Genomic DNA, 26330 nt, shown 5'->3' with positions numbered 1-26330 from the left:
CAAGGCTTCGACTGCAACGCATGCGTTTTCTCATTCAGCTGATCGGCGCCGGACTGCTCTATGCGCTATCGTTCGCCCCGGCCGATGCCGCGACCGGCGGCGAGCCGGTGGCTGTGACGCAGGTCGATGTCGCGCCCTGCCTCGCCGCGGCCGCAGCCGATGACATGGACAAGGCCGCCACTGCCTGCGCCGAAGTGATCGACAACGAGAAGACGACGAAGGCCGATCTGATCAAGGCTCTGATCGCGCGCGGTGCGCTCTATGCGCGGCACAATCAGGTGGACCATGCCATCGCCGACGACAGCCGTGCTCTTCTGCTCGATCCCGGCCTTGCCGACGTCTTCAATGCGCGCGGCGAACTCTGGCTGAAGAAGGGTGACAAGCCGAAGGCGGTGCAGGATTTCGGCGCAGCGCTCAGGATCGATCCGAACCACGAGAAGGCCAAAGCCAATCACAAGGCGATGGCGCGCGAGATCGAGCGGATCGGCGCGCAGATGGCGGTCGCCGGCAAGCCCAGCTTCAATTGCGGGCGAGCGCGTCGGGCGGTGGAACGGGCGATCTGCGGCAATCGCGAGCTCGCCGATCTCGATCGCGAGGTCTTTGCCTCCAATGCCCGTGCGATCCGGGAGGCGCGCAATGCGGCCGAGGCCAAAGCGCTCCAGCGCGAGCAGGTCGAGTTCATCGCGCGCCGCAATGCCGATTTCGGCCGGCCGGGATACGACCTGAAGAAGGCGATGCAGCAGCGCTTGCAGCGGCTGAACGGTGTGGATGGATATTGAGATTTTCGCCTCTCCCCGCAAGCGGCAGGGCAATCGCATTTGAATATTGCAGGGGTCGTCATGCCCGGGCTTGTCCCGGGCATCCACGTTCTTTGTGCCCTGTGAAAAGGCGTGGATGGCCGGGACGAGCCCGGCCATGACGCTGTGGAGACAGCCGGTGCCCATAGCCACATCTCATATGCGATAGTCCTGCCCAAGCAGGGCGAGGGAGAGCCGGCAGCGCTCCGTCCCTCCCAGGCCCGGTTTGAACCCATCGCTTGCCAGCTGCGACAACGGTGAGAACCCGACGTCACGGAGCCCTATGTCATGTGCGGCACTCACGCCTCCGCGCAAGCGCTTTCGCCTGCCAAAATCTCGCTTCGCGCCCTCTTTCTCGGCGCGGCCATGAGTTTCGTTCTCGCGGCTCCCGCCGCGGCGAGCACCGAGTGCGTGCTGGGAAGCAAGGCCGCCCCGGTTGAGTTGATCTCCGCGTGCAGCGCCATCATCGACCAGACCGCCAATTCGGCCGCCGAACGCAGCGCGGCCCTCGTCGTCCGCGCCGAAGCCAATGCGCAGACCCTTGGAGGCCAGTCACAGGCGCTGCGGGATCTCGACCGCGCCATCGCGCTCGACGGCAAGAACGCGAAGGCCTGGCGCGTGCGCGGCGATCTCCTGCGCGAGGCCGGCGGCGACCTCAATCGGGCCGCGGCGGATCTGACCAAGGCGATCGAGCTCGACCCTCAGGATGCCGAAGCTTACGAGCTGCGCGGCGTCGTCTACACCAATCAGCGCCGCCTCGACCGCGCGCTCGCCGATTACGACCAGGCGATCAAGCTGAAGCCGGACGATGCGCAAGCCTGGTCCGACCGCGGTGTGGCCTATTATCTCGGCGGCGACAACGAGAAGGCGATCAGAAATTTCGACGAGGCGCTGCGGCTCGATCCCGACCGCGCGCGCACCTACACCAATCGCGGCGCGGCCTACAAGAAGCTCGGCCAGCTCGACAAGGCGGTCGCCGACGACGGCGAGGCGATCAGGCTCGACCCGAAGGTGCCGGAATATTACGACAACCGCGGCCTGACCTATGCTGCGATGGGCGAGTACGACAAGGCGATTGCCGATTACGACCAGGCGATCCGGCGGGAGCAGCGCGCCAACTTCCTGACAAACCGCGGCGACTCCTACCAGTTCAAAGGCGAGCTCGGGGCGGCGCTGAGCGACTACGAGGCTGCGCTGAAGCTCGATCCGAATTTCGCCAAGACCTACAACAACCGCGCGGTGCTCTACAAGAAGATGGGCGAGCGCAAGAAGGCGCTTGCCGATTATGAGACGGCGCTGAAGCTGGATCCCGGCAACGAGAATGCAGCGAACGGCCGCCGCAGCATGATTGCCGAGATCGCCAGGTTCGGCGCGGCGTCGCCGGGCCCAATGCATGCGCGCTCGGCCGACGATAGCGGTCCGTCCTTCAAGTGCGCGACCGCCAAGCGCGAGGTCGAGAAAGTGATCTGCGCCGATCCGCAGCTCGGCGTGCTCGACCGTCAGATCGCCGAGACCTATGAACGCGTGCTGAGGGCTTCCAAAGGACGTTCCGCTAGCGACCTGCGCAAGACCCAGCGCGAGTTCCTCACGACGCGCAATGCGAGCTTCCGCCGCCCCGGATACGATCTGAAGAAGATCATGCAGGACCGCTTGCAGCGGCTGAACGCGATGGAGAGCTGAGAGGCGAAGGAGCTGAAGCCTTGCGGCTGGTTCCGTAACCTCTCCCGCCTGCGGGAGAGGTCGACGCGCTCGGAGAGCGCGGCGGGTGAGGGCTCTCTCCTCTTGGGGACCTCATGGATCTTGCACGATCCCAACGCGGAGACACCCCCACCCCAACGAGGGAGCCGACTGCCGATGCCGCGCAAGCTTCACACCTCTCCGCCAAAAACCCATCCTTTTCACCTTGAACCGCGGCCCGTTCCCGGGAAAATGGGCTCCAACAAGGCCGGCAATTGATCCTGGTCATGGCGGGGCGCCTGTCCTGCCACGAGGTTCAAGCCAGGTGAATCAAGGGAACGGGAGCGCGGGAATGAATATCCAGGGCAAAAGCAGCTATCATGAAGTCCATGCGCGCTCGCTGGCCGATCCCGAGGGCTTCTGGGCCGAGGCGGCGAAGGAGATCGACTGGATCGAGCCTGCGACGAAGGTCTTCGATCCCTCGCAAGGAACCTACGGCCGCTGGTTTGCCGGCGGCGTCGTCAACACCTGCTACAACGCCCTCGACCGCCACGTCGAGCGCGGCCGCGCCGACCAGGTCGCGCTGATCCATGATTCGCCGCTGACGGGCTCGGTCACCAAGCTCACCTATGCCGAACTGCTGAACGAGGTCCGGGCGCTCGCCGCAATCATGCAGGATTTCGGCGTCGCCAAAGGCGATCGTGTCATCCTCTATATGCCGATGGTGCCGGAGGCGGTGGTCGCGATGCTCGCCTGCGCGCGGCTCGGTGCGGTGCACTCGGTGGTGTTCGGCGGCTTTGCCGCGAAGGAGCTTGCCACCCGCATCGACGATGCGCAGCCCAAGCTGATCCTGTCCGCTAGCTGCGGCATCGAGCCCGGCCGCATCGTGCAGTACAAGCCGCTGCTCGACGAGGCGATCAAGCTTGCCAGCAGCAAGCCGAAGGCCTGCATCGTGCTGCAGCGTCCGCAGCTCACCTGCGAGATGACGCCGAGCCGCGATTACGACTGGGCCAGCCTGCGCCGCAAGGCGCTGAACGACGGCAAGCGCGCGGCTTGCGTGCCTGTCGCCGCGACAGACCCGCTCTACATCCTCTATACCTCGGGCACAACAGGCGTGCCGAAGGGCGTCGTGCGCGACAATGGCGGGCATCTCGTCGCGGTGAAATGGTCGATGTTCAACCTCTATGGCGTCAAGCCGGGCGAGGTCTGGTGGTGCGGCTCCGACATCGGCTGGGTGGTCGGCCACAGCTACATCGTCTACGGCCCGCTGCTGCATGGCGCGACCACGATCATGTACGAGGGCAAGCCGGTCGGCACGCCCGACGCCGGCGCGTTCTGGCGCGTGATCTCCGAGCACAAGGCGGTGGCCTTCTTCACCGCGCCGACGGCCTTCCGCGCCATCCGCAAGGAAGACCCGGAAGGGAAATTCATCCGGCAGTACGACCTCTCGAAATTCCGTACCCTGTTCCTCGCCGGCGAGCGCGCCGATCCGCCGACCGTGGAATGGGCGGAGCAGCAGCTGAAGGTACCGGTGATCGACCATTGGTGGCAGACCGAGACCGGCTGGTGCATCGCCGGCAATCCGGTCGGCCTCGGCATGCTGCCGGTGAAGCACGGCTCGCCGACGGTGCCGATGCCGGGCTATCAGGTCGATGTCGTCGACGAAGCGGCAAAGCCGGTCGGCCCCAACACCATGGGCTCGATCGTCATCAGGCTGCCGATGCCGCCGGGCTGCCTGCCGACGCTGTGGAATCAGGACGCGCGCTTCAAGGAGGCTTACCTGAGCGAATTCCCCGGCTATTACAAAACCTCCGACGCCGGCTACAAGGACGAGGACGGCTATATCTTCGTGATGGGCCGCACCGACGACATCATCAACGTCGCCGGGCATCGCCTCTCCACCGGCGGCATGGAGGAGATCCTGGCCTCGCATCCCGATGTCGCCGAATGCGCCGTGCTCGGCGTCAAGGACGCGATCAAGGGCGAGGTGCCCTGCGGCTTCCTGGTGCTGAAAGCGGGCGTGAAGCGCCCGCCGGCCGAGATCGAGAAGGAGATCGTCGCGCTGGTGCGCGACAAGCTCGGCCCGGTCGCCGCGTTCAAGCTCGCCATCACCGTCGGCCGCCTGCCCAAGACGCGCTCCGGAAAGATTCTGCGCGGCACCATCAAGAAGATCGCCGACGGAGAATCCTGGACCATGCCGGCGACGATCGAGGATCCCAAGGCACTCGAGGAGATCGGCGAGGCGCTGAAGGGACGGATGTGAGGCGAAGCGTCATCCCGGGGCGGGAAGGGCGTTGCTTCACCGCTCTCCACTGTCATCGCCCGCCTGTGCGGGGAACGACAGCGAGCGTGGAACGGCGTCCAGGGACTTACAATCTCCGCATTCCGCGCTAAACAGGGCCGGCCGATAGGGGACCTCGTATGCCACTTGCCGCCGCGCCACGCCTGCTGACCGCCTTAGCTCTCGCCGTCGCTCTCTCCGCCTGCTCGGCGCGCTACCAGAATCCGGTGGCGGCGGGCGGCGATGATGACGACGCCGTCTGCCAGAGCCGCGGCTATGCGCAGGGCTCGCCGGAATACGTAGCCTGCCGCAAGGACCGCGACGTCCAGCGCAACGCGGCCACCGCGCGCGCCGACCGCCGCCAGCGCGATCTCGGCGAGTACATGCTGAACAACCCCGTGCGCCCGTGATGTGAGCTGCGGCACTATGCTGCCGCGCCACCCGCTTCGCATTCGCGGTTTCCGTGACACATCTGCAACGCCGGGGGCCAAATCGCGTCGCGATAGTCCTGGTTTGATCGGCATCAAATCCTTCACCATCCTCTTTCTGCTCTGACGCTGATGTCGCGCAACGACGCGTCGACATGGTTGAAGGGGATTGAAAATGGATGGAACGATAAGAAACTTGGCGCGGGTCGCGACGCTCGGCGCGATGCTCGTGGGCACTTTTGCATCAGTGCAGGCGGCAGATCTGCCGGTCTACAAGAAGGCGCCGGTGCCGGTGGAGGCGTTCAATCCGTGGATGATCCGCCTGCGGGTGCTCGGCGTATTGCCGGATGCGGGCGGGAGCACCGTCAATGTCGCGGGCGTGCCTTCGCTGTCGTCGCCGAATTCAGGCCTGTCGATCAGCGACCAGGTCGTCCCCGAGCTCGACATCAGCTATTTCTTCACCAAGAACATCGCTGCCGAATTGATCCTGGGCGTGACCAGGCATTCGATCAGCGGCACCGGCTCGCTCGCGAATCTGCCGATCGGCAAGACCACGCTGCTGCCGCCGACGCTGACGCTGCAATATCACTTCGACCAGTTCGGCGCGTTCAAGCCGTATGTCGGCGCGGGCGTGAACTACACCGTGTTCTTCAACAATTCCGCGGCCAATGCGCCTTCCGCGATCGCCGGTCCGCCCGCGATCGTCGCCACCACCACCAACCTGCACGTCAGCAACGCCTGGGGCGGCGCCGTCCAGTTCGGCTTCGACTACATGATCGACCGGCACTGGGGTCTCAATGTCGACGTCAAGAAGCTCTGGCTGCGCCCGAACTACAGCGCCATCGTCTCCGGCCTGCCGGTCACCGGCACCGCGCATATCGATCCGTGGCTGGTCGGCGCGGGTGTGACCTACAAGTTCTGACCTGAAGCCCAGCTCGGGCGTACAAACAAAACGCGGCAGGTTTTCCTGCCGCGTTCGCGTTGATGGTGGATGAACGGGAGGAATTACTCCTCCTCGTCCTCGTGCTTCTTGCCGCCGAGCGTCTTCAGCTTGGCAAACACGGCGTCGACGTTGAGGTCGTCGCTGGACTTCTCCGCGGGCTCGTACTCGTCCTTGCGGGTGGTCTCGGAGGCCGGCAGCAGGGTGGCGCCGCCATAGGCTGCGTCGATCGGCTTCTCCTTCGCCGCGCGCTGCACCTCGAAATCGAGCTCGATCTGCGAGCACAGGCCGAGCGTGACCGGGTCGATCGGGGTCAGCGCCGAGGTGTTCCAGTGGGTACGGTCGCGCACGCTCGCGATCGTGCTCTTGGTGGTGCCGACCAGGCGCATGATCTGGGCGTCCTTGAGCTCCGCATGGTTGCGCAGCAGCCAGAGGATGGCGCTCGGGCGCTCATGGCGGCGCGAGACCGGGGTATAACGCGGGCCCTTGCGCTTGGGCTGGGGCGGCAGCACCACCTTGCTCTCCTGGAGGCGGAGCCGGTAGTCCGGGTTCTTCTCGCCCTTCTCGATTTCCTCGCGGGTCAGCTGGCCATTGGAGAGGGGATCCATGCCCTTGATGCCCTGGGCGGCGTCGCCGTCGGCGATGGCACGCACCTCGAGGGGATGCATCTTGGTGAAATCGGCGACCTGGTCGAAGGTCAGCGCGGTGTTGTCGAGCAGCCAAACGGCGGTCGCCTTGGGCATCAGAGGTGCGTTGCTCATGGCAAATCTCCTTTGTGCTTCGCCCACCCCTCTGGAGGCGAAACCGGTGGTCATCAGCGATGACAGGGAATTCGCGCTATATAAGCCCGGAGGGGGTAGCCATGCAATGGTTCTGCTATAGATAGTGCCTTGACACCGCCCGAAAGGGGGCCCAATTCCCTTTGAACCGCTGTAAGGTTCAAGCCGACAGTTTTAAGCCAAATTCCCATCCATCGACCGCCCCGGCAGAACGCGATCGGGTGATTCGGTCCCGAGATCGCTCAATGTCAGCCAAACCAGACCTCAAGATCGTGCTTTGTTCTCCCCGCGGCTTCTGTGCCGGGGTGGTCCGGGCGATCGACACCGTGGAACGGGCGCTCGATAAGTACGGCGCCCCCGTCTATGTTCGCCACGAGATTGTGCACAACAAGTACGTCGTCGATGGGTTGAAGAAGAAGGGCGCCATCTTCGTCGAGGAGCTCGCCGAAATCCCCGAGAATACCACCGCCCCGGTGGTGTTCTCGGCCCATGGCGTACCGAAATCGGTTCCGGCCGACGCCCAGTCCCGCAACCTGTTCTCGCTGGATGCGACTTGCCCGCTGGTGACCAAGGTGCATCGCGAGGCCGCGATCCATTTCAAGCGCGGCCGCGAGATCTTCCTGATCGGCCATTCCCACCATCCCGAGGTAGTCGGTACGCTCGGCCAGCTGCCGCCCGGCGCAGTGACCCTGATCGAGACCGCCGAGGATGCCAAGACCATCACGCCGAAGGACCCCAACAACCTCGCCTTCGTGACGCAGACCACGCTGTCGATCGACGACACCGCGGAGATCGTCGCGCTGCTCAAGGAACGCTTCCCCAACATCAACGGGCCGCACAAGGAAGACATCTGCTACGCCACCACCAACCGCCAGCTCGCGGTGAAGAAGGTGGCGCCGGTGGTGGACGCGCTCATCGTGGTCGGTGCTCCCAACTCGTCGAACTCGCAGCGCCTGCGCGAGGTTGCCGAGCGCGAGGGCTGCAAGATCGCGGTGCTGGCGCAGCGCGCCGCGGATCTCGACTGGACCAGGTTCGGCAACATCAAGAGCCTTGGCATCACCGCTGGCGCGTCCGCGCCTGAGGTGATCGTCGAGGAGATCATGGACGCCTTCGCCGAGCGCTACACGCTGCACGTGGAGACGGTCTCGGCCGCGGAAGAGAACGAGTTCTTCCCGTTGCCGCGTCAGGTGCGCCCCGAAGCTGCCGCCGAGTAGACCTTGATGGCGGTCTACACCGACGTCGCCGCCGACGAGCTTGCGGATTTCCTGAAGCAATACGATCTCGGCGAATTGCTCTCCTACAAGGGCATCGCCGAGGGCGTCGAAAATTCCAACTTCCTGCTGCACACAAGCAAAGGCTCGTTCATCCTCACGCTGTACGAAAAGCGCGTGGCAAGGAACGATCTGCCGTTCTTTCTCGCGCTGATGACGCATCTGGCCGAGCACGGCGTCAATTGTCCGCTGCCTGTGAAGGCAAGAGACGGCGAGGCGCTGCGCGAGCTGGCAGGCCGGCCCGCAGCGATCATCACCTTCCTCGAAGGCGTCTGGCCGCGCAAGCCGAACGCGACCCATTGCGCCGGGGTCGGCGAGGGGCTGGCGAAGATGCATCTGGCAGGCGCGAATTTTGCGATCAAGCGCACCAATGCGCTCTCGGTTTCCGGCTGGCGGCCGCTGTTCGACGCAGCTTCAAGCCGCGCCGACGAGGTGCAGCCCGGTCTGCGCGATTTTCTTGCCGCCGAACTTGATTATCTCTCGAGCGGCGTCTGGCCGAGCAACCTGCCCGAAGGCGTGATCCACGCCGACCTTTTCAACGACAACGTCTTTTTCCTCGGCGACAAGCTCTCGGGGATCATCGACTTCACCTTCGCCTGCAACGACATGCTGGCCTATGACGTCGCGATCTGCCTCAACGCCTGGTGCTTCGAGCCGGATCATTCCTTCAACGTCACCAAGGCGCGTGCCTTCCTCAACGCCTATGGCCGGGTGCGCAAGCTGAGCGAAGCCGAAGAGGCCGCGCTGCCGCTGCTGGCGCGGGGCGCGGCGATCCGCTTCCTGCTGACGCGGCTGGTCGACTGGCTCAACGTGCCCGCAGGCGCGCTGGTCAAGCCGAAGGATCCGCTCGAGTATGTCCGCAAGCTGCGCTTCCATCAGAGCGTGACGAGCGTGCGCGATTATGGGCTGATGCCGTCGGGGCTGGTGGCGTGAGCGAGCTACCCAATGTCACGATCTATACCGACGGCGCCTGCTCCGGAAATCCCGGGCCGGGCGGCTGGGGCGCGATCCTGAAGTTCGGCGACAAGGAGAAAGAGCTGAACGGCGGCCAGCCGCACACCACCAACAACCAGATGGAATTGATGGCGGCGATTTCGGCGCTCGAAGCGCTGAAGCGGCCGTGCACGGTCGACCTCTACACCGACAGCCAGTATGTCCGGCAGGGCATCACCGGCTGGATCTTCGGCTGGAAGCGCAACGGCTGGCGCACCGCCGACAAGAAGCCGGTGAAGAATGTCGAGCTATGGCAGCGCCTCGACGCAGCGCTGAAGCAGCACGAGGTCCGCTGGCACTGGGTCAAGGGCCACGCCGGCCACCCCGAGAACGAGCGCGCCGACCAGCTGGCGCGCGACGGCATCGTCATGGCGCGGTTGCAGCAGCGGGTGAGGGAGTAGGGGGCGCCATCGTCGCCTCATTCACCACTGTCATCGCCCGGCTTGACCGGGCGATCCAGTACTCCGATACGTTTCTGATTCAACCGAGAAGCCTCGGCGTACTGGATGCCCCGCCTTCGCGGGGCATGACAGCGTCATGTGTGGCTAAGACCGGTGGCGCCTCACAGCTGCCCGAGCAGCGTATCGCCGCCGGAGACCTCGACCTTGCCGGGCATCGCCTCGAGGTTCAGCTTCTTGACCACGCCGTCCTCGATCAGCATCGAATAGCGCTTGGAGCGGATGCCGAGGCCGTTGGCGGAGGCGTCCAGCTCCATGCCGATCGCCTTGGTGAAGTCGGCATTGCCGTCGGCGAGGAAGACGGCCTCGTCGCGCTGGTCGGTGTCGCGCTTCCAGGCGTTCATGACGAAGGCGTCGTTGACGGAGACGATGGCGATGGTGTCGACACCCTTGTCCTTCATGGCATAGGCGTTGAGGAAGATGCTCGGCAGATGCATCTTGTGGCAGGTGCCGGTATAGGCGCCGGGGACCGCGAACAGCGCCACCTTCTTGCCCTTGAAGATGTCGTCGGTGGTCTTCACCTGCGGGCCTTCCGCCGTCATCACGCGGAATTTCGCCTCGGGCAGCTTGTCGCCAATCTGGATCGCCATCGTCACTCTCCCTGAAAATCGGTCCCGCTTTTTAGACCGGGCGGCGGGCCTGCACAATATTGCCAGTGGCGGAAGCGGCGAGGATGGCGGCCGTTCACCGTGATGTCATCAGCCGGCAAAACCGCCGCCGTCGAGGAAGGCCTGCTCCTCCTCGGTGGTGTCGCGGCCGAGGAGACGGTTGCGGTGGGGAAAGCGGCCGAACCGCGCGATGATATCGGCGTGGTCGCGCGCGTATTTCAGGCTTTCGGTATTGTCGGTGTTTCGAAACAGCGCGACGCAATGCAACTGGTCGGCCAGGTGCTCGGAATGCATGAAGGGCAAATAGAGGAATTCCAGCAGGAGGGGATCGAGCCTGCGATCGACGCCGCGCGCGATGGCGCGGCGGGCGACGTCGCGCGCCTGTGCGTCGCTGGCAAAGGCCTGCGGCGTGCCGCGAAACATGTTGCGGGGAAACTGGTCGAGCACGATGACGAGTGCCAGCACGCCGTCGTCGCTTGTCTCCCATGAGGCAAGCTCGCCGGCGGCTGCCTTCTGCCACAGCGAGAGAAAGCGGCGTCGTATCTCCGCATCGAAATCATCGCTGCGCTCGTACCAGCGTTGGCGCCCGGCCTCTCGCCAGAAGGCGAGAACGCCTGATGGCGTGATGTCGCGGGCGTCAGCCATGAATGGAGGCGCGCCTTACGCCGCCTCCGCCTTCTTCTCGTCGCGCAGCTGCCGACGCAGGATCTTGCCGACATTGGTCTTCGGCAGGTCATTGCGGAATTCGACGTGCTTGGGCACCTTGTAGCCGGTGAGCTGGTCGTGACAGAACTTGATCACGGCATCCGCCGTGAGGTTCGGATCCTTCTTCACCACGAAGGCCTTCACCGCTTCGCCCGACTTGGAATCGGGGATGCCGATCACGGCGCATTCGAGCACGCCTGGATGGCTCGCGATGACTTCCTCGACCTCGTTCGGATAGACGTTGAAGCCGGAGACCAGGATCATGTCCTTCTTGCGGTCGACGATCTTGATATAGCCCTTCTCGTCCATCACGCCGATGTCGCCGGTGCGGAAATAGCCGTCCGCGGTCATCACCTTGGCGGTCTCTTCCGGCCTGTTCCAGTAGCCCGACATCACCTGCGGGCCCTTGGCGCAGATCTCGCCCGCCTGGCCGAGCGGGACCTCGTTGCCCTCGTCGTCCCGGATCGAGATGTAAGTCGACGGCACGGGGATGCCGATCGAGCCGGCGAACTCGGTCGCAGTCGGCGGATTGCAGGTCAGGACAGGCGACGTCTCCGACAGGCCGTAGCCCTCGGCGATGCTGCAGCCCGTGATGTTCTTCCATTGCTCGGCAACGGGGCGCTGCACCGCCATGCCGCCGCCGTTCGAGATCTTCAGCTTGGAGAAGTCGAGCTTCTTGAAGTCGGGATGGTTCATCAAGGCGTTGTAGAGCGTGTTCACGGCCGGGAAGGTGTTGACCTGGTATTTCGCCAGCTCCTTGATAAAGCCGGGTATGTCGCGCGGGTTCGGGATCAGCAGGTTGCAGCCGCCGGCGCGCACAGCCAGCAGATAACAGGCCGTCAGCGCGAAGATGTGATAGAGCGGCAGCGCGCAGACGATCATGAGCTGCTCGACATGCGGCGGCGAAGCGAGCGCCGGCTGCAGCCAGGCATCGTTCTGCAAGACGTTGGCCACGATGTTGCGATGAAGCAACGTGGCGCCCTTGGAGACGCCGGTGGTGCCGCCGGTATATTGCAGGAAGGCGACGTCACCGGGCGACAGCTTCGGCTTGTTGAACGTCATGCCACGGCCGGCGGACAGCGCGTCGTTGAAGGAGACCGAGCCCGGCAACGACCAGGCCGGTACCATCTTTTTGACCCGGCGGACGACGAGGTTGACGATCACGCCCTTGAAGCCGAGCAGGTCGCCCATGCTGGCGACGATGACGTGCTTCACCTGCGTCTTCGCGATCACCTGCTCGACGGTGTGGGCGAAGTTCTCCAGCACGATGATCGCTTCGGCGCCCGAATCCTTCAGCTGGTGCTCGAGCTCGCGCGGCGTATAGAGCGGGTTGACGTTGACCACCGCGAAACCGGCGCGCAGCACGGCGGCCGTCGCGACCGGGTATTGCAGCACGTTCGGCATCATGATGGCGATACGCGCGCCACGCTGCAGCCCGCGGCCCTGCAAGTAGGCGGCAAGCGCGACCGACATCTGGTCGAGGTCGCGATAGCTGATCGACTTGTCCATGCAGATGAATGCCTTGCGGTCGGCGAACTTGGTGAAGCTCTCCTCCAGCAGGTCGACCAGCGATGCGTATTGCGTCGGCTCGATATCGGCAGGCACGCCGGGCGGATATTGCTTGAGCCAGATGCGCTCCATGGAAGACTCCCCTCATTGACCAGGGCCCGTTGTTCTCGGGCTTGCCTCGTTGTCGCCAGTATCCAGCTTGCCGGAACGGGTGGCAAGCCGTCGTGGCTTAGGGCAAAGGTCGGGCCGTCGCTACTGGAATCGTCGCAAAACGGTGCTGCCGCAGGTGCGAAGCGGGGCTGCGGTTTAGTGCAGAGCGGCGTTAACTGTTGTTGGCCGGTTTGGCCGCGGCGGGAGGCTTCGTCGCGGCGGGGGTCGTCGCTGCCTTGGGCTTGGCGGGCTTCGCCGCCTGATCGCCGCCGGCCGAAGGCTTCTCGGCGGGCTTCGCCACCGCATCCGGCTTGGTCGCGGCATGCTTGGCGCCAGCCGGCTTGGTTGCGGCCGGTTGGGGCGTGGCCGGCTTGGCCGCCTTGCCGTCAGTCGGCTTGGCATCCGGCTTGGCCGCCGCGGTCTTGGTGTCCTTGGGCTTATCGGCCGGCTTGTCGGCGGCGTCTGGCTTCTTGGCGACGCGCGGCTTCTTGGCGCGCGGCTTGGACGCGGCCTGCTGGTCGGCATCGGCTGCCACAGCGGCAATCAGGGCGGTGCCGGTGCGGGTCGGGCCGGTATAGACCAGCACGGGCTCGGTCGGAGCCGCAGCCGAGGCCATCAGCTCGGAAGCTTTCATCAGCGGCGGCTGCAGGCCTGCCGTGAAGAAGGTGAACTGGGCCGCGCCGCCGGTGGCGGAGCCCGATCCGGTCGCGCCGCCACTGGCCGCAATCAGCGCATCGTCGTCGTCGCTGGCCGGCCGCTTGCGGTTGGGTCCGCACATCTCGTCGCGCAGGTTCGGCGGCGTGGCATCGACCGGCACGAGATTGTCGACCGTGCCGAGCGAGGGGCGCAGCCAGGTGAGGTTGTCCGGAGCGAAGCCACGCTCCAGCAGCTGCGCCGCCTTCACCGCGCGTGCCGTGCCGGAGTTTGCACCGAGCACCACCGCGATCAGCCGGCGGCCGTTGCGCGTGGCCGAGGCGACGAGGTTGTAGCCGGAGGCGCAGATGAAGCCGGTCTTGAACCCGTCGGCGCCGGGATAGCGGCCGATCAGCTTGTTGAAATTGCCGGTGACGCGCTTGCCGAAGCGGATCGCCGGGATATGCATGTAGTACTCGTATTCCGGCAGGTCGCGCAGGAAAGACCGCGCCAAGATGCCGAGGTCGCGCGCAGAGGTGATCTGGCCTTCGGCGGGCAGGCCGTTTGGATTGACATAGCTCGTCTGCGCCATGCCGAGCTTCCTCGCGGTGTCGTTCATCACCGCGGAGAAGCCGTCGACCGAGCCGCTGACGCCTTCGGCGAGCACCACGGCCATGTCGTTCGCCGACTTGACCATCATCATCTTCAGCGCGTTGTCGACGGTGACTTGGGTTCCCGGGCGGAACCCCATCTTCGATGGCGATTGCGAGGCCGCGGTCGGCGACACCGTGAGCAGCGTGTCAAGCGTCAGCCTGCCGTCCTTGACCGCCTTCAGCGTCACATAGGCGGTCATGATCTTGGTGACGGAGGCCGGGTACCAGGGAAGGGTCGCGTTTTCGGCCTGCAGCACCTTGCCGCTATCGGCCTCGATCAGCAGGAGCGCTTCGGCGCTCGCCGTGCGCGGCGCGAGCATCGCGGCACAGGCGAGCGTCGCAGCGAACAGGTTGAACAGGGATTTGCGAAGCAGCGGGCGAAGGGCGTGCACTATCCGATTCCGGTCCTTGGAGATCCGCCTGATACGGCCGGTTCTCGTGATCTGATTGTCGGTTCTGAAATCCAGCGCCGCCGCTTGCGGCGTCGCAAACCTATACCGGCTGGTGCGTCGAGAATAGGGGGATCGGCGCGGTATTCCGCAACGAAGTAGGCCGAATTTCGACGGTCCTCTCGGGACTTGCTAGGGGGATTTGACAGCTGTCGCGGCAGCCTCGGCGGCCGTCACGCTGGCCCGTGCGTTCTCCTGCACCATGAACTGGGCCTTGGCCATCTCGGCAAAATGGCCGCCTTTGGCCACGAGTTCATCGAAAGTTCCGGTTTCGATCACCCGCCCATTCTCGAACACCAGGATGCGCGTGGCGTTGCGGATGGTGGAGAGGCGATGGGCGATCACGAAGGTGGTGCGGCCCCTCATCACTTCGTCGAGAGCGGCGTTCACCTTGACCTCGGTGACCGCGTCGAGCGCGGAGGTCGCCTCGTCCAGGATCAGGATCGGCGGGTCCTTCAGCAGGGCGCGGGCGATCGAGAGCCGCTGCCGTTCGCCGCCGGAGAGCATGCGGCCGCGCTCGCCGGCATTGGTCTCGAAGCCGCCGCTGCGTTCGATGAATTCCAGCGCCTGCGCGCGCTCCGCCGCCTTACGCATCTCGGCCTCGGTCGCATCCGGCTTGCCGACGCGCAAGTTCTCCGCGATCGAGCGGTTGAACAGCAGCGCTTCCTGGAACACGACACCGATGTTCCGCCGCAGCGAGGTCAACGTGACGCCGCGCACGTCCATGCCGTCGATCTTGATGACGCCGGATTGCGGATCGAAGGCCCGGTGCAGGAGCGCAATCGCGGTGGACTTGCCGGCTCCGGTCGGGCCGACCAGCGCAATGGTCTGGCCCGGCAGCGCGGTGAAGGTGAGGTCCTCGATCGCCGGCCGCTTGCCGTCATAGGAGAACGTGACGTCGTGGAACTCGACGAGGCCCGACAGCCTGCCGGCATCGATTGCGTCGGGCCGGTCGTGCACCGCGGGCACGGCGTCGAGCACATTGAAGAACTCGCGCAGCCGCGGAGCTTCCATGAACACGTTGTTGATGAAGCTGACCACCTGCTCGAGCTTCTGGATCAGCAGCGTCGCGAAGCTCACGAACATCACGATCTCGCCGACCGAGGTCAGGCCCTGGTCGTGCAACGCGATGCCGAGGGTGAAGATCGCGAGCACCGTGATGGTGGTGGAGGCGCGCGTGATCACCGTGACCAGCGCCCACCACGACAACACCGGCATCTGCGCGGCCAGCAGCTCGTCGGCGACCGAGCGCAGCCCCTTGACCTCGGATTCGACGCGCACGAAGCTCTGCACCAGCGCGACGTTGCCGAGCGCATCAGACGCGCGCGCGGAGAGCTCGCTGTAGTGCTCCTCGACCGCCATCTGCATGCCGAAGGTCCTGCGCACCACGAAGGTGGTCAGCGCCGTGAAAACGATGCAGAGCACGAACAGGAGGATCGCCAGCCGCCAGTTCAGGTAGAGCGACAACGGCAGCAGCACCAGGACCGAAAGGATCGCGGCAAAATGCTCGCGGAAAAAGCCGAGCCACAGCCGCCACAGCGCGTCCGTGCCGTTGAGCATGACCTTCATCAGCCGGCCGGAATGGGTGCCGGAGTGGAAGGTCAAGGGCAGCTGCAGGATGTGCTCGAAATAGTCGGTCAGCACCGCCTGGCGCTGACGATGCGAGAGCCGGTCGGCCTGCAAGGCCACCAGCGCGCTGCAGACGATGGTGAACAGTCCGAACGCGACCCAGGCGACCAGGAACGGCCAGGCCGAGCTCGAGCCGGCCACGGTCTTGCCCGAGAGCACGTCGACGATCCGGCCGAACAGCACGGGCTCGGCGAACTGGGATCCCGCCAGCAGGAGGTTGGCGACCGCGAGCAGCCAGCCCAGCCGCGCCTCCTTGCCGAGCAACTCGAGAACGCGGGTGTAGAGTCGGAGGATGGACATGCGGGCGGGGACTCGGTGACGACGGAGCTCACATTCTAAGCAGGGACCGCCGCGAGATACAGCGCAAGCTTTCAGTTTTGCTCAGTTGATCAGCCGCTCTGCCAGCGGCGGCAGGAACTGGCCGTCGAAGACGTCGCGAGCCGTCGGCCGTTTGCGGAATTTGAAGTCCCGCGCGATCTGATCGATCGAACGTTCCAGGCGCGCCGGCTCGACGCCGCCGAGGCCGTAGCGCTTGACCTCGTCGGTCAGGATATTGTCGGCAAGGACCGCGTGCAGGCGCTTCAGCTCCAAATTGCGGTCGCCGTCCTCGATGCGGCTCGCGGCCTCCTCCGCCGCACGCGCCGGCTCCCTGGCCGTCGCGGTGATGCCCGCAATCAAGGCGCGGACGAAGCCTTTCACGGCATCCGGCTTCGCTGCGGCGAAGGCGGTGTTGGCGACTACGGCAAAGCCGTAGGCCTCACAGCCGTAGTCCGCATAGCGCAGCACGACGAGATCGGCTTCGGGTACGCCGCGATCGCGCAGGTTCACCGCCGAGAGATAGCTGAACCCGGCGACGGCATCGACCTGTCCTGCGGACAGGATCGGCTCGCGCACCGCGGCACTGATCTTGTGGAATTTGACGTGCGATGCCTTGATGCCGTTCTGCTGCGCCAGCGCCGGCCACAGCCGCATCGACAGATCGCCGTCGGCAACGCCGACGGTCTTGCCGTCGAGGTCGGGCAGGAGACGGATGCCGCGGCTTTTGCGCGCGACGATCGCGTAAGGCGCGCGGTCGAACAGCACGAACACGGCCTTGACCGGCGCCGCGTCGTCCTTGTCACGAAAGCGTATCAGCTCGTTGATGTCGACGAGCGCGAGCTCGCTGTCGCCTTTGGCGAGCCGTGCGAGCGCCTCTGGCGATCCGCTCGCGCTGTTGAAGGACACGTTGAGATGCTCGGCGCCGAACCTGCCGTCCTTCGCCGCAAGGAAGAATGGCGCCATGCTCGCATCGATAGGACGGTCGAAGGTGAAACGGATGGCGGTCGAGGGAGTGCCGCTCTCGGCCGCAATTGCTTCGCGCACGGTCGATGCGGCGAACGAGATTGCAAGGGCCAGCAGGCACTGAAGGGCGATCGTCTTGAATCCGGACATCGGTCGCGCCGGCCCCGCATTGTTATGGTTTCGTGACGCTTGGCAAGCGCCGGCCCGCGACGAACGTGCGCGCGCGAACATGAACGGCGGATGAGCGGGCTTGCGGCATCGTTACGCAACCCCGTTCAGCTTGTGTTGGGATTGGGGAACCTACTTAGGTGGTGAGTGTTTGACAGACATCAGCCTGTCGTCAGGCACAAATCGAGGTCCCAAGGAGGGTCCAGATCATGTTTGACAGCCTTTCGAAGTTCGTCGGCCGCAAGGCCGTTCTGGCCACGGCCGCCGTGGTGGCCCTGACTGCCGCTGCACCCACCGCCTCTTACGCTGGCGGTCGTCATTGGCATGGCGGTGGCGGCGGCGCCGCTGCTGCCGCGATGTTCGGCCTCGCCGCGACCGGCCTCGCGATCGCAGCCAGCCGCAATGCCTACGCCTATGATCCGGGTCCGGGTTACTATTACGAGGGCGGCCCGGTCTATTACAGCGGCCCCGGCTATGGTCCCTATTACTACGACTCGGGCCGCCGCTACACCTATGGCGGCTACAAGAACCCCTGCGCCCACGGCTATTCCGGCTACAGCTGCTATTGACGGATCGGCCATTCTGATCGACGAACAGGCCGTCGCGCTTGCCGCGGCGGCCTGTTTTTTGCTTACATTGCCGCGTGTTAACACGCCGGCCATTTGTTTCGAGTAGTTTTGCGTACCATGAGTGATTCGCTTGAGCGGCTATATCTGGCTGTGCTCGCGGCCAGAGACCTTGATCCGGCAACATCGCGCACGGCCCGGCTGTTTCAGCGTGGGCCCTCAAAAATGGCAAAGAAGCTCGCCGAAGAGGCCATCGAAGTCGTCATCGATGCGGTCAATGGCGATAGCGAGGCCGTGATCCGGGAAAGCGCCGACCTGCTCTACAATCTCACCGTGCTGTGGGCTTCGGCCGGAGTGCGCCCCGAGGACGTCTGGCGGGAAATGACGCGGCGGGAGGACATGCTCGGAATTGCCGAGAAACTGCCGAAGTCGCCGCCGAAATTGCCCAAAGTCGCGTCACCGCGCATGGCCTCGCGGCGGCCTATTGTCGCGCTCGACGGCCGTGCCGCGCGCAAGCGCCACTAGAAACGTCACAAATCGCTCAAAAACTGGCGATGGACAAATCCGTCCCATGGTGCTTCATCGCGGCGCCATGCTGAAACGAATGTACGACTGGTGCATCGACGCCGCCCACAAGCCCTATGCGCTCTGGATCATGGGCATCGTGTCCTTCGCCGAAAGCTCCTTCTTTCCGGTCCCGCCGGATGTGATGCTGATTCCGATGTCCCTGGCGCGGCCGCAGCGCGCCTGGTTCTATGCCGCGATCTGCACCGTGACTTCGGTGCTCGGCGGCGTCGTCGGCTACGCCATTGGCGCGCTGCTGTTCGACTCGGTCGGCCAGTGGCTGATCCAGGTCTACGGCCTCGCCGACAAGGTTGACGCCTTCCGCGCCTCCTATGCGGAATGGGGTGCGGTCATCATCCTGCTCAAAGGACTGACGCCGATCCCCTACAAGCTCGTCACCATCACCTCGGGCTTTGCCGGCTACAACATCCTCCTGTTCGTCCTGTGCTCGATCGTCGCGCGCGGCGGACGCTTCTTCGTCGTCGCGATCCTGCTCAACCGCTACGGTGACTGGATCCGGGTCAGGATCGAGCGGCATCTCGGATTGTGGGTCGCGCTCGGCGCGATCGTGCTGGTGCTCGGCTTCGTTATCGCCATCAAGCTGATCTAGAGCCGCGGCGCTTTGCCGCCGCGCCGGCTTCGGCTACGGTTGTCGTCATGATGGTTCGATCCGGCAATCCGGCGGCACGGCATGGGACGCTGATGTCGACAGCGCTGCTGCTGCTGCTCGCTGCCGGAGGGACGGCCCGGCCGCAATCCGCCCCGCCGGCGCTCGGCCTTCAGCAGCAGGGAGCGCAGGCCGGCCCGTCGCCATCGACGCCCGCTCCCTCGGCGCCGCCGGCGCGCGAGGAGAATCCCGGGCTGATCAACGAAATGGGCAAGCTGTTCGACAAGCTGCCTTCGATCCTGCCGCCGATCAAAAGCCCCAGTGAAACCATGGACGACCTGTCGCGGCTGGCCAAGCCTTCGACCATGGTGTCAGGGCGCGTGATCTGCCCGGTCTCTGCGAACGGCGCGCCCGACTGCAAGCAGGCGGCCGACCAGCTCTGCCAGGGCAAGGGCTACAAGGAAGGCAAGAGCCTGAACGCCGACTCCGCGGAAAAATGCTCGGCCAAGGTCCTGATCCCGGGCCGGCAACGTAAACCGGACGACTGCCGCACCGACACTTTCGTGACCAGCGCGCTGTGCCAGAACTGAAGGCCGGCGCGCGAGAACCAAGGAGCGCCCATGAGCCGCACGGAGCAGGACTTCCTCGGACAGCGTGAGATCGCCGACGACATCTATTACGGCGTCCAGACCATCCGGGGTAAGGAGAACTTCCACATCACCGGCATTCCGATGAACCAGGAGCCTTACTTCGTGAAGGCGCTCGGTTACGTCAAGAAGGCCGCCGCGATGGCCAATCGCGACCTCGGCGCGATCGACGCCAAGGTCGCGGACGCCATCATCCTCGGCTGCGACCGCGTCATCGCGGGCGACATGATGGATCAGTTCGTCACCGATTTCATCCAGGGCGGTGCCGGCACGTCGACCAACATGAACGCCAACGAGGTGATCGCGAACCTCGCGCTGGAATCGCTCGGCTTTGCCAAGGGTGACTACCAGCACGTCAGTCCGAACGATCACGTCAATTACGGCCAGTCCACCAACGACACCTATCCGACCGCCTTTCGGCTGGCCCTGATCCTGCGGCTCGAGAGCTACATGACGGCGTTGCGTCAGCTCCAGGAAGCCTTCTTCGCCAAGGGACGCGAGTTCGAGCGGGTGCTGAAGATGGGCCGCACGCATCTGCAGGACGCGGTGCCGATGTCACTCGGCGCGGAATTCCGGGGCTGGGGCACCACGATCGGCGAGGAGGTCGACCGCATCTCGGAAGCGCGCGCGCTGCTGCGCGAGATCAATCTCGGCGCCACCGCGATCGGCACCTCCGTCACGGCGGCGGTCGGTTATCCCAAGCTCGCCGTCCGGCACCTCAGCGCGCTCACAGGCGTCGATTTCATCCTCGCCGGCGATCTCGTCGAGGCGACCTCGGACACCGGCGCCTATGTGCAGCTCTCCGGCGTTCTCAAGCGCACGGCCAGCAAGCTGACGAAAATCTGCAACGACATCCGTCTGCTCGCTTCCGGTCCGCGCGCGGGCTTGAACGAGATCAACCTGCCACAGCTTCAGCCGGGCTCCTCGATCATGCCCGGCAAGGTCAATCCGGTCATTCCCGAAGTCGTCAACCAGACCAGCTTCCTCGTCATCGGCCTCGATACCACGGTGACGCTGGCGGCAAGCGCCGGCCAGCTCCAGCTCAACGTGATGGAGCCGGTGATCTCTTTCGCGCTGTTCTTCTCGATCCGCACCATGGAGCGCGCGGTCAACAGCCTGCGCGAGAATTGCGTCGTCGGCATCACCGCCAACGAGGAGCACACCCGCAACATGGTGCTGAACTCGCTCGGCATCGTCACGGTGCTGAAGCCGCTGCTCGGCTACAAGCAATGCGCCGAGATCGCGCGCGAAGGCTACAAGACCGGCAAGTCGCTGCACCAGATCGTCGTGACCGAACGCAAGCTGCTGACGCAGGAGAAGTGGGACGAGATGTTCTCGTTCGAGCGGCTGATCAACCCGGATTTGATCGGGTAGGCGGTCGCTGTCATTCCGGGCGCGCGAAGCGCGAGCCCGGAATCCATTTCGCCACGCGTGCTGACGCCCGATGGATTCTCTGATGCGCAATCGCGCATCATAGCTCGACGCTCCGCCTCGCCCCGGAATGACGGGTGAAGGAATTCCGCTGCTTGGAATTGCGGCAATGGCCTCCGCTGCGGCGCCAAAACGCAATACTTGACAGTGGAAAGATTGCCTTGTTGGTATGGCTCCCAACTTCAATTTGACCGGCTGAGAGGATCGTACCGCAATGTCCATGCCTGCCTTGTTCAAGGGCCGCCTGTCGATCCCCGTGATCGGCTCGCCGCTCTTCATCATCTCGGTGCCCGATCTCGTGATCGCGCAGTGCAAGGCGGGTGTGGTCGGCTCGTTTCCGGCGCTGAATGCGCGGCCGCCGGAGCTGCTGGACGAATGGCTGGCGCGGATCACCGAAGAGCTCGCGGCCTATGACCGCGCCCATCCCGACAGGCCGTCGGCGCCGTTCGCGGTCAACCAGATCGTGCACAAGTCGAACAACCGGCTCGACCACGACATGCAGCTCTGCGCCAAGTACAAGGTGCCGATGATCATCTCGTCGCTCGGCGCCCGCGAGGAGCTGAACCAGGCCGTGCACGGCTGGGGCGGCATCGTCTTCCACGACGTGATCAACCAGAAATTCGCGCACAAGGCGATCGAGAAGGGCGCCGACGGCCTGATCCTGGTCGCGGCCGGCGCCGGCGGCCATGCCGGCACCATCTCGCCGCTGGCCTTCGTGGCCGAGACACGAAAATGGTTCGGCGGTCCGATCGCGCTGTCGGGTGCGATCGGCAACGGCAAGGCGATCCGCGCCGCGCGCATCCTGGGGGCCGACTTCGCCTATATCGGCTCGGCCTTCATTGCGACCAAGGAGGCCAATGCGGTCGAGAAGTACAAGGAGATGATCGCGGGCTCGAGCGCCGACGACATCGTCTATTCCAATCTCTTCACCGGCGTGCACGGCAATTATCTGAAGCCCTCGATCCTGGCGGCGGGCATGGACCCCGAAAATCTGCCGACGTCCGATCCCTCCAAGATGAACTTCGGCACCGACGCCTCCGGCGAGCGCGCCAAGCCGAAGGCCTGGAAGGAGATCTGGGGAAGCGGCCAGGGCATCGGCAGCATCGACAAGGTCGTGCCGGCGGCCGAGCTGATCGCGCGCTTCAAGAAGGAATACGACGAAGCGATCGATCCGCCGTTGTGATCGCACCCAGATCGAGTGCTGCATGCCCCCCATTTACCGCGTCGACGGCAACGACGTCGTCACCAGCCCCGATGCAGCCGGCCCCTGGGACCGGCGCATGCAGCACGGCTCGGCACCGGCATCGCTGGTGACATGGGCGGCTGAGCGCATCCCTGCGGCGGTGCCGATGGATGTCGCGCGCGTGACCATCGATCTGATGCGCCCGGTACCGGTGGCGCCGCTCACGATCGCCACCGAAATCTTGCGCGAGGGCCGCAAGATCCAGCTCTGCGGGATCAAGCTGGTCGCCGACGGCGTGCAGGTGGTCGGCGCCACCGTGCTCAAGATCAGGCGTCAGGCGCTGACGCTGCCCGACGAGGTCGAGGAACTTCCGGTCACGTTGCCGTCGCCGGAGGATTCATTGGTCGAGGACGGTCACGCCGCCACCAGCCCGTTCGTGCGATCGGTCTCGATGCGCGCCGCGCGCGGCCGCTTCGGCCAGGCCGGCGCCGGCGCGATCTGGTTTCGTGTCGACCATCCGCTGATCGAAGGCGAGGCCGTCTCGCAGGCGATGCGCGCCGTGGTCGCCGCCGACTTCTCCAACGGCACCGCCTCGACGCTGGATTTCCGCGCCTGGACCTACATCAACGCCGACCTCACCGTGAGCTTTGCGCGCCAGCCGGTCGGCGAGTGGATCCTGCTCGACGGCCATTCCTGGATCGGCCCCGACGGCGCGGGCCTTGCGATGTCACGCCTCGCCGACCGCCAGGGCTATTTCGGCCGCGCGGTGCAGAGCCTCGTGATCGAGAAGCGGTGAGAGGCGCTATGTGCGATCAGCCGGGCGATGACACCGATGGTGTGAGAGCTCTCTCGCGTATCGCGGGATTGAACGGCAGACTTCCGCCGCCGCGGAAGGGATGCAAGGTCGTGTTCGACCAGGGCATCCTGCCAGTTCACACACCGTAGAAGATCTTGATCCCCCACAGCACCACGATGATGGCCGTGATCAACGTGATCGCGGCGACTGCACTTTCCAGGGAAGCGACTCTCATTTCACTCTCCGCTTCCCAGCCCCGTCAGCGGTCTAGTTGATTCCCTGATTCGCCGGCAATTGCGCGGGCATCGCCGTCGCAGACTCCGTTGCGGGCTGTGGTGCCGAAGCAACAACGACACCGTAGAATTCCGGAGTATTTACCCCACCATCCGGTCTCGCCCGCTCCAAAAGCCCGCGCGCAGCGCCTTCTTGTCGACCTTGCCGACGCCGGTCATCGGCAATTGCTTGACGAACTGGATCTGCTTGGGCGCATGCGCCGAGCCCTTCCGCGTCTTCACCAAGTTGATCAGCTCGTCCGGATCGGGGTTCGTCCCTTCGCGCGGGACGACGATGGCGGTGACGGCTTCGCCCCATTTCTCGTCGGGAATGCCGACGACCGCGACCATCGCCACGTCCGCGTGCTGCGACAGCACGTCCTCGACCTCGCGGGGGAAGATGTTGAAGCCGCCTGTGACGATCATGTCCTTCTTGCGGTCGAGGATGAACATGTAGCCGCGCTCGTCCTGACGCGCGATGTCGCCGGTGTGGACCCAGCCGTTCTTCAGCGTCTCGGCGGTGATATCGGGCCGCTTCCAGTACTCCGCCATCACATGCGGCGCGCGCACGCAGATCTCGCCGGCCTCGCCCGTCTTCACCTCCTGGTCGTTGTCGTCGAGGATCTTGACTTCGCAGGCCGCGATCGGGAAGCCGCAGGACAGGAACAGCTCCGGCCGCTGGGGATCGTGGTCGGCCTTGCGCAGCACCGAGACGGGATAGCATTCGGTCTGCCCGTAGAGCTGCGAGAACACAGGGCCGATGCGTTCGATGCCCTCCAGCAGTCGGCTCGGCGACATCGCGGAGGCGCCATAGAGCACGAGCTCGAGCGAGGAGAGGTCGGTCTTGCCGAGCGCGGGCTGATCGAGCAGCACATAGATCATGGTCGGAACGAACAGCGTGAAGTTGATGCGCTCGCGTGCGATCGTTGACAGCACGGCTTCGGGATCGAAGCCTTTCAGCATGTGCACGGTGCCGCCGCGCATCAGGGTCGGCAGCACCTTCGTGCCCGCGACATGGCTGATCGGCGCGACCGTGAGGTAGCGCGCAGCCTCGGGGATCTCGAAGTCGGCCAGGATCGCGCCGGCGGCGCCGGCATTTTCGCGGTGATAGCGCAGCGCGCCCTTGGATTTTCCGGTGGTGCCGCCGGTGTAGTTCAGTGTGGCGAGATCGTCGGAGCCGGCGAGGCACTGTGCGCTGGCGTGCCCCGCACTCTCGACCGCCGCCAGCAGATCGACGCCGTAGCCGGCCGGTCCCATGTTGAAGACCGCCTTGAGCCGGCCGGCCTTCGCGGCGAGCTCGCCGCCGCGGTCGCGGAAGGCGGCCGCATCCACCACCAGCATCTCGGCTTCGGAATCCTCGAGCTGAAACAGCTGGTCCTCCAGCGAGCCCAGAGGGTGGAGCCAGGTGATGCAGAGGCGGGCCAATTGGGCGGCGACGCCGGCGCACCAGCTGTCGGCGCGGTTCGCGGTGAGGAAGGCTACGCGGGCGCCGGGCTCCAAGCCGAGCCGCATGAACACGCCCTGGATCCGTCCGATCAGGTCGATGGCACCCCGATAGCTCAGCGATCCCTCGGGCCAGGCGAAAGCAATGCGGTCGGGATAGCGCGACAGCGCCCGTAGCGTCTGCGCACAAGCCGGGGATGATGCGTGGAGCGGATCAGGCATATGTTTCCTCGTTGCTTTGTCACCGGCTTATGGCGTGCCAATGTTGCTGACGACGCTAGCACAGAGACTGCGGGAGGAAACCACAAAGCCCGCGCGAGGGAGGCATGCATGCCATCAGATCGACTGCAACGCTTCCGCGATCGTCTTGCTCTGCCGCTGATCGCGGCGCCGATGTTTCTGGTATCGGGCGTCGAGCTCATGGTTGCAGCCTGCCGCAACGGGGTGATCGGCAGCTTTCCCACCGCGAATTGCCGTGGCGCGGAACAGCTCGATGAATGGCTGACCGAAATCAAGCTGCGGCTGCGGCAGCATGAAGATCAAACCGGGCGAAAGGCAGCGCCACTTTGCCCGAACTTGATCGTCCACCGCTCCAATGCGCGGCTGGAGCAGGATCTCGCCGTGCTGCTGCGGCACAAGCCGGAGATCGTCATTACGTCGGTCGGCTCGCCGGCGCCAGTCTTGAAGCCGCTGCACGACGCCGGCGCGCTGGTGCTGGCGGACGTGGCCTCGATCCGCCATGCCGAACGCGCCGCGGAAGCGGGGGCGGACGGGCTGGTCCTGCTCACTGCCGGTGCTGGCGGCCAGACCGGCTGGCTCAACCCGTTCGCCTTCGTCCGTGCGGTGCGCGCATTCTACGACGGCATCATCGTGCTCGCGGGCGGAATTAGCGACGGTCGCGCGCTGCGTGCCGCCGAAGTGCTCGGCTGCGATCTCGCCTATATGGGCACGAAGTTCATCGCGACGCGTGAGAGCATGGCGGACGAGCGTCACAAGCAGATGCTGGTCGAGAGCAGCGCCGACGACATCTTGCTCACCACCGCGTTCACGGGCTTGCAGACCAGCATGCTGAGGCCATCGATCGCGGCCGCCGGGCTCGATCCCGACAATCTGCCGGCGCGCGGCGCGATCAATATCACTGAGGATATCGACGTCGCCGCCCGCGACAGCCGCCCCAAGCGCTGGCGCGATATCTGGAGCGGCGGGCATTCGACCTCGGGTGTCACCGATGTGCTCGCGGTCGAGGATCTCGTTGCGCAGACCATCGCCGAATATCGGGAAGCGGGTGGGCGGTAGCGTCGTCGCCTCTCCCACAGGGGATCGGGCAGGGTTAATCCCGCATGCCTCCGGCCCATCCCACTTAACGGCGGATTAACCATCGCCAGCCAAGAATCCCTCTTGTGGCCGCCAAT

The 26330-nt window shown here is 65.1% G+C and carries 24 protein-coding genes; 16 read left to right on the top strand and 8 right to left on the bottom strand.

The annotated features are described in order from the left end of the window. Nucleotides 1-20 precede the first annotated feature (20 nt). The 5 genes from I6F28_RS05045 to I6F28_RS05025 all read left to right on the top strand — a co-directional run bounded on the left by I6F28_RS05045 (nucleotide 21) and on the right by I6F28_RS05025 (nucleotide 6105). Complete coding sequence (locus I6F28_RS05045; protein WP_109142345.1) at nucleotides 21-779, top strand: tetratricopeptide repeat protein; 759 nt, start codon at nucleotides 21-23, stop codon at nucleotides 777-779. A 306-nt stretch (nucleotides 780-1085) separates the two neighbouring features. Further along, entirely contained in the window at nucleotides 1086-2477 is a 1392-nt protein-coding gene (locus tag I6F28_RS05040; RefSeq protein ID WP_225126534.1) for a tetratricopeptide repeat protein, read from the top strand. 349 nt (nucleotides 2478-2826) lie between these two features. Then, nucleotides 2827-4737 carry a propionyl-CoA synthetase gene (locus tag I6F28_RS05035; protein ID WP_225126532.1) on the top strand — a complete coding sequence of 637 codons (1911 nt, stop codon included), beginning with the start codon at nucleotides 2827-2829 and terminating at the stop codon, nucleotides 4735-4737. A 158-nt stretch (nucleotides 4738-4895) separates the two neighbouring features. After that, the gene (locus I6F28_RS05030) at nucleotides 4896-5165 is read left to right on the top strand and encodes a hypothetical protein (RefSeq protein WP_225126530.1); all 270 of its coding nucleotides are present in this window, start codon (nucleotides 4896-4898) and stop codon (nucleotides 5163-5165) included. Between the two features lie 193 nt (nucleotides 5166-5358). Further along, nucleotides 5359-6105: an OmpW/AlkL family protein gene (locus I6F28_RS05025; protein WP_225126527.1), complete on the top strand. Its 747-nt coding sequence runs from the start codon at nucleotides 5359-5361 to the stop codon at nucleotides 6103-6105. A gap of 83 nt (nucleotides 6106-6188) precedes the next feature. Here I6F28_RS05025 and I6F28_RS05020 read toward each other — a convergent pair whose 3' ends face one another. Continuing rightward, a complete protein-coding gene (locus tag I6F28_RS05020; protein ID WP_035997500.1) occupies nucleotides 6189-6884 on the bottom strand; it encodes a DUF1013 domain-containing protein in 696 nt (231 codons plus the stop codon). A 263-nt stretch (nucleotides 6885-7147) separates the two neighbouring features. On the opposite strand from I6F28_RS05020, the gene ispH reads away from it, so the two are divergent. The 3 genes from ispH to rnhA are packed head-to-tail and all read left to right on the top strand — an operon-like array spanning nucleotide 7148 to nucleotide 9567. Continuing rightward, complete coding sequence (gene ispH / locus I6F28_RS05015; protein WP_036021214.1) at nucleotides 7148-8116, top strand: 4-hydroxy-3-methylbut-2-enyl diphosphate reductase; 969 nt, start codon at nucleotides 7148-7150, stop codon at nucleotides 8114-8116. 6 nt (nucleotides 8117-8122) lie between these two features. Then, nucleotides 8123-9106, top strand: coding sequence for a homoserine kinase (locus I6F28_RS05010; protein ID WP_035997505.1), 984 nt, complete (start codon nucleotides 8123-8125; stop codon nucleotides 9104-9106). Continuing rightward, nucleotides 9103-9567, top strand: coding sequence for a ribonuclease HI (rnhA, locus tag I6F28_RS05005; protein ID WP_035997507.1), 465 nt, complete (start codon nucleotides 9103-9105; stop codon nucleotides 9565-9567). Before I6F28_RS05010 ends, rnhA begins: the two co-directional genes overlap by 4 nt. Nucleotides 9568-9728: 161 nt before the next feature. On the opposite strand, the gene I6F28_RS05000 is transcribed toward rnhA, so the two are convergent. The 6 genes from I6F28_RS05000 to I6F28_RS04975 form a co-directional block, all read right to left on the bottom strand. Continuing rightward, the gene (locus I6F28_RS05000; protein WP_028180275.1) at nucleotides 9729-10214 is read right to left on the bottom strand and encodes a peroxiredoxin; all 486 of its coding nucleotides are present in this window, start codon (nucleotides 10212-10214) and stop codon (nucleotides 9729-9731) included. A gap of 108 nt (nucleotides 10215-10322) precedes the next feature. Continuing rightward, nucleotides 10323-10877 carry a DUF924 family protein gene (locus I6F28_RS04995; RefSeq protein ID WP_225139376.1) on the bottom strand — a complete coding sequence of 185 codons (555 nt, stop codon included), beginning with the start codon at nucleotides 10875-10877 and terminating at the stop codon, nucleotides 10323-10325. A gap of 15 nt (nucleotides 10878-10892) precedes the next feature. Further along, complete coding sequence (locus tag I6F28_RS04990) at nucleotides 10893-12578, bottom strand: long-chain fatty acid--CoA ligase (RefSeq protein WP_036021219.1); 1686 nt, start codon at nucleotides 12576-12578, stop codon at nucleotides 10893-10895. Nucleotides 12579-12768: 190 nt separating this feature from the next. Then, entirely contained in the window at nucleotides 12769-14274 is a 1506-nt protein-coding gene (locus tag I6F28_RS04985; protein WP_074447682.1) for a D-alanyl-D-alanine carboxypeptidase family protein, read from the bottom strand. Nucleotides 14275-14463: 189 nt separating this feature from the next. Further along, nucleotides 14464-16260: a glucan ABC transporter ATP-binding protein/ permease gene (locus I6F28_RS04980; RefSeq protein WP_036021230.1), complete on the bottom strand. Its 1797-nt coding sequence runs from the start codon at nucleotides 16258-16260 to the stop codon at nucleotides 14464-14466. Nucleotides 16261-16341: 81 nt separating this feature from the next. After that, a complete protein-coding gene (locus I6F28_RS04975; protein ID WP_225126525.1) occupies nucleotides 16342-17391 on the bottom strand; it encodes an ABC transporter substrate-binding protein in 1050 nt (349 codons plus the stop codon). A 227-nt stretch (nucleotides 17392-17618) separates the two neighbouring features. Between I6F28_RS04975 and I6F28_RS04970 the strand changes: the two genes are divergently transcribed. From I6F28_RS04970 to I6F28_RS04940, 7 genes are all read left to right on the top strand, one after another. Beyond that, nucleotides 17619-17978 (top strand): hypothetical protein, encoded by a 360-nt coding sequence (locus I6F28_RS04970; RefSeq protein WP_225126523.1) that lies wholly within the window; start codon nucleotides 17619-17621, stop codon nucleotides 17976-17978. Nucleotides 17979-18095: 117 nt separating this feature from the next. Then, nucleotides 18096-18500, top strand: coding sequence for a phosphoribosyl-ATP diphosphatase (gene hisE, locus I6F28_RS04965; protein ID WP_036036484.1), 405 nt, complete (start codon nucleotides 18096-18098; stop codon nucleotides 18498-18500). Nucleotides 18501-18546: 46 nt separating this feature from the next. Continuing rightward, nucleotides 18547-19149: a YqaA family protein gene (locus I6F28_RS04960; RefSeq protein WP_081492862.1), complete on the top strand. Its 603-nt coding sequence runs from the start codon at nucleotides 18547-18549 to the stop codon at nucleotides 19147-19149. Nucleotides 19150-19196: 47 nt separating this feature from the next. Next, on the top strand, nucleotides 19197-19736 hold the full coding sequence (locus I6F28_RS04955; protein ID WP_035997543.1) for a hypothetical protein: 540 nt from the start codon (nucleotides 19197-19199) through the stop codon (nucleotides 19734-19736). 30 nt (nucleotides 19737-19766) lie between these two features. Further along, entirely contained in the window at nucleotides 19767-21167 is a 1401-nt protein-coding gene (locus I6F28_RS04950; protein WP_035997546.1) for an aspartate ammonia-lyase, read from the top strand. A gap of 271 nt (nucleotides 21168-21438) precedes the next feature. After that, nucleotides 21439-22407, top strand: coding sequence for an NAD(P)H-dependent flavin oxidoreductase (locus I6F28_RS04945; RefSeq protein ID WP_225111599.1), 969 nt, complete (start codon nucleotides 21439-21441; stop codon nucleotides 22405-22407). A gap of 22 nt (nucleotides 22408-22429) precedes the next feature. Continuing rightward, complete coding sequence (locus I6F28_RS04940; RefSeq protein WP_225139375.1) at nucleotides 22430-23203, top strand: thioesterase family protein; 774 nt, start codon at nucleotides 22430-22432, stop codon at nucleotides 23201-23203. Between the two features lie 374 nt (nucleotides 23204-23577). Here the strand turns inward: I6F28_RS04940 and I6F28_RS04935 are convergent, their stop codons facing one another. Next, nucleotides 23578-25140 carry an AMP-binding protein gene (locus tag I6F28_RS04935; protein ID WP_225139374.1) on the bottom strand — a complete coding sequence of 521 codons (1563 nt, stop codon included), beginning with the start codon at nucleotides 25138-25140 and terminating at the stop codon, nucleotides 23578-23580. Between the two features lie 108 nt (nucleotides 25141-25248). On the opposite strand from I6F28_RS04935, the gene I6F28_RS04930 reads away from it, so the two are divergent. Further along, nucleotides 25249-26214: an NAD(P)H-dependent flavin oxidoreductase gene (locus I6F28_RS04930; protein WP_192893066.1), complete on the top strand. Its 966-nt coding sequence runs from the start codon at nucleotides 25249-25251 to the stop codon at nucleotides 26212-26214. Nucleotides 26215-26330: the final 116 nt, after the last annotated feature.

Origin of the sequence: Bradyrhizobium sp. NBAIM14, from assembly GCF_020193895.1 — a bacterium.
Taxonomy (GTDB): Bacteria; Pseudomonadota; Alphaproteobacteria; order Rhizobiales; family Xanthobacteraceae; genus Bradyrhizobium; species Bradyrhizobium yuanmingense.
This window is presented reverse-complemented; position numbering and strand designations above follow the sequence as displayed.

Bases quoted from the DNA above. Each gene is read 5' to 3' on its own strand.
- I6F28_RS05045 (WP_109142345.1), top strand. From the start codon at position 21: ATGCGTTTTCTCATTCAGCTGATCGGCGCCGGACTGCTCTATGCGCTA.
- I6F28_RS05040 (WP_225126534.1), top strand. From the start codon at position 1,086: ATGTGCGGCACTCACGCCTCCGCGCAAGCGCTTTCGCCTGCCAAAATC.
- I6F28_RS05035 (WP_225126532.1), top strand. From the start codon at position 2,827: ATGAATATCCAGGGCAAAAGCAGCTATCATGAAGTCCATGCGCGCTCG.
- I6F28_RS05030 (WP_225126530.1), top strand. From the start codon at position 4,896: ATGCCACTTGCCGCCGCGCCACGCCTGCTGACCGCCTTAGCTCTCGCC.
- I6F28_RS05025 (WP_225126527.1), top strand. From the start codon at position 5,359: ATGGATGGAACGATAAGAAACTTGGCGCGGGTCGCGACGCTCGGCGCG.
- I6F28_RS05020 (WP_035997500.1), bottom strand. From the start codon at position 6,884: ATGAGCAACGCACCTCTGATGCCCAAGGCGACCGCCGTTTGGCTGCTC.
- ispH (WP_036021214.1), top strand. From the start codon at position 7,148: ATGTCAGCCAAACCAGACCTCAAGATCGTGCTTTGTTCTCCCCGCGGC.
- I6F28_RS05010 (WP_035997505.1), top strand. From the start codon at position 8,123: ATGGCGGTCTACACCGACGTCGCCGCCGACGAGCTTGCGGATTTCCTG.
- I6F28_RS05000 (WP_028180275.1), bottom strand. From the start codon at position 10,214: ATGGCGATCCAGATTGGCGACAAGCTGCCCGAGGCGAAATTCCGCGTG.
- I6F28_RS04995 (WP_225139376.1), bottom strand. From the start codon at position 10,877: ATGGCTGACGCCCGCGACATCACGCCATCAGGCGTTCTCGCCTTCTGG.
- I6F28_RS04990 (WP_036021219.1), bottom strand. From the start codon at position 12,578: ATGGAGCGCATCTGGCTCAAGCAATATCCGCCCGGCGTGCCTGCCGAT.
- I6F28_RS04980 (WP_036021230.1), bottom strand. From the start codon at position 16,260: ATGTCCATCCTCCGACTCTACACCCGCGTTCTCGAGTTGCTCGGCAAG.
- I6F28_RS04975 (WP_225126525.1), bottom strand. From the start codon at position 17,391: ATGTCCGGATTCAAGACGATCGCCCTTCAGTGCCTGCTGGCCCTTGCA.
- I6F28_RS04970 (WP_225126523.1), top strand. From the start codon at position 17,619: ATGTTTGACAGCCTTTCGAAGTTCGTCGGCCGCAAGGCCGTTCTGGCC.
- hisE (WP_036036484.1), top strand. From the start codon at position 18,096: ATGAGTGATTCGCTTGAGCGGCTATATCTGGCTGTGCTCGCGGCCAGA.
- I6F28_RS04960 (WP_081492862.1), top strand. From the start codon at position 18,547: ATGGTGCTTCATCGCGGCGCCATGCTGAAACGAATGTACGACTGGTGC.
- I6F28_RS04955 (WP_035997543.1), top strand. From the start codon at position 19,197: ATGATGGTTCGATCCGGCAATCCGGCGGCACGGCATGGGACGCTGATG.
- I6F28_RS04950 (WP_035997546.1), top strand. From the start codon at position 19,767: ATGAGCCGCACGGAGCAGGACTTCCTCGGACAGCGTGAGATCGCCGAC.
- I6F28_RS04945 (WP_225111599.1), top strand. From the start codon at position 21,439: ATGTCCATGCCTGCCTTGTTCAAGGGCCGCCTGTCGATCCCCGTGATC.
- I6F28_RS04940 (WP_225139375.1), top strand. From the start codon at position 22,430: ATGCCCCCCATTTACCGCGTCGACGGCAACGACGTCGTCACCAGCCCC.
- I6F28_RS04935 (WP_225139374.1), bottom strand. From the start codon at position 25,140: ATGCCTGATCCGCTCCACGCATCATCCCCGGCTTGTGCGCAGACGCTA.
- I6F28_RS04930 (WP_192893066.1), top strand. From the start codon at position 25,249: ATGCCATCAGATCGACTGCAACGCTTCCGCGATCGTCTTGCTCTGCCG.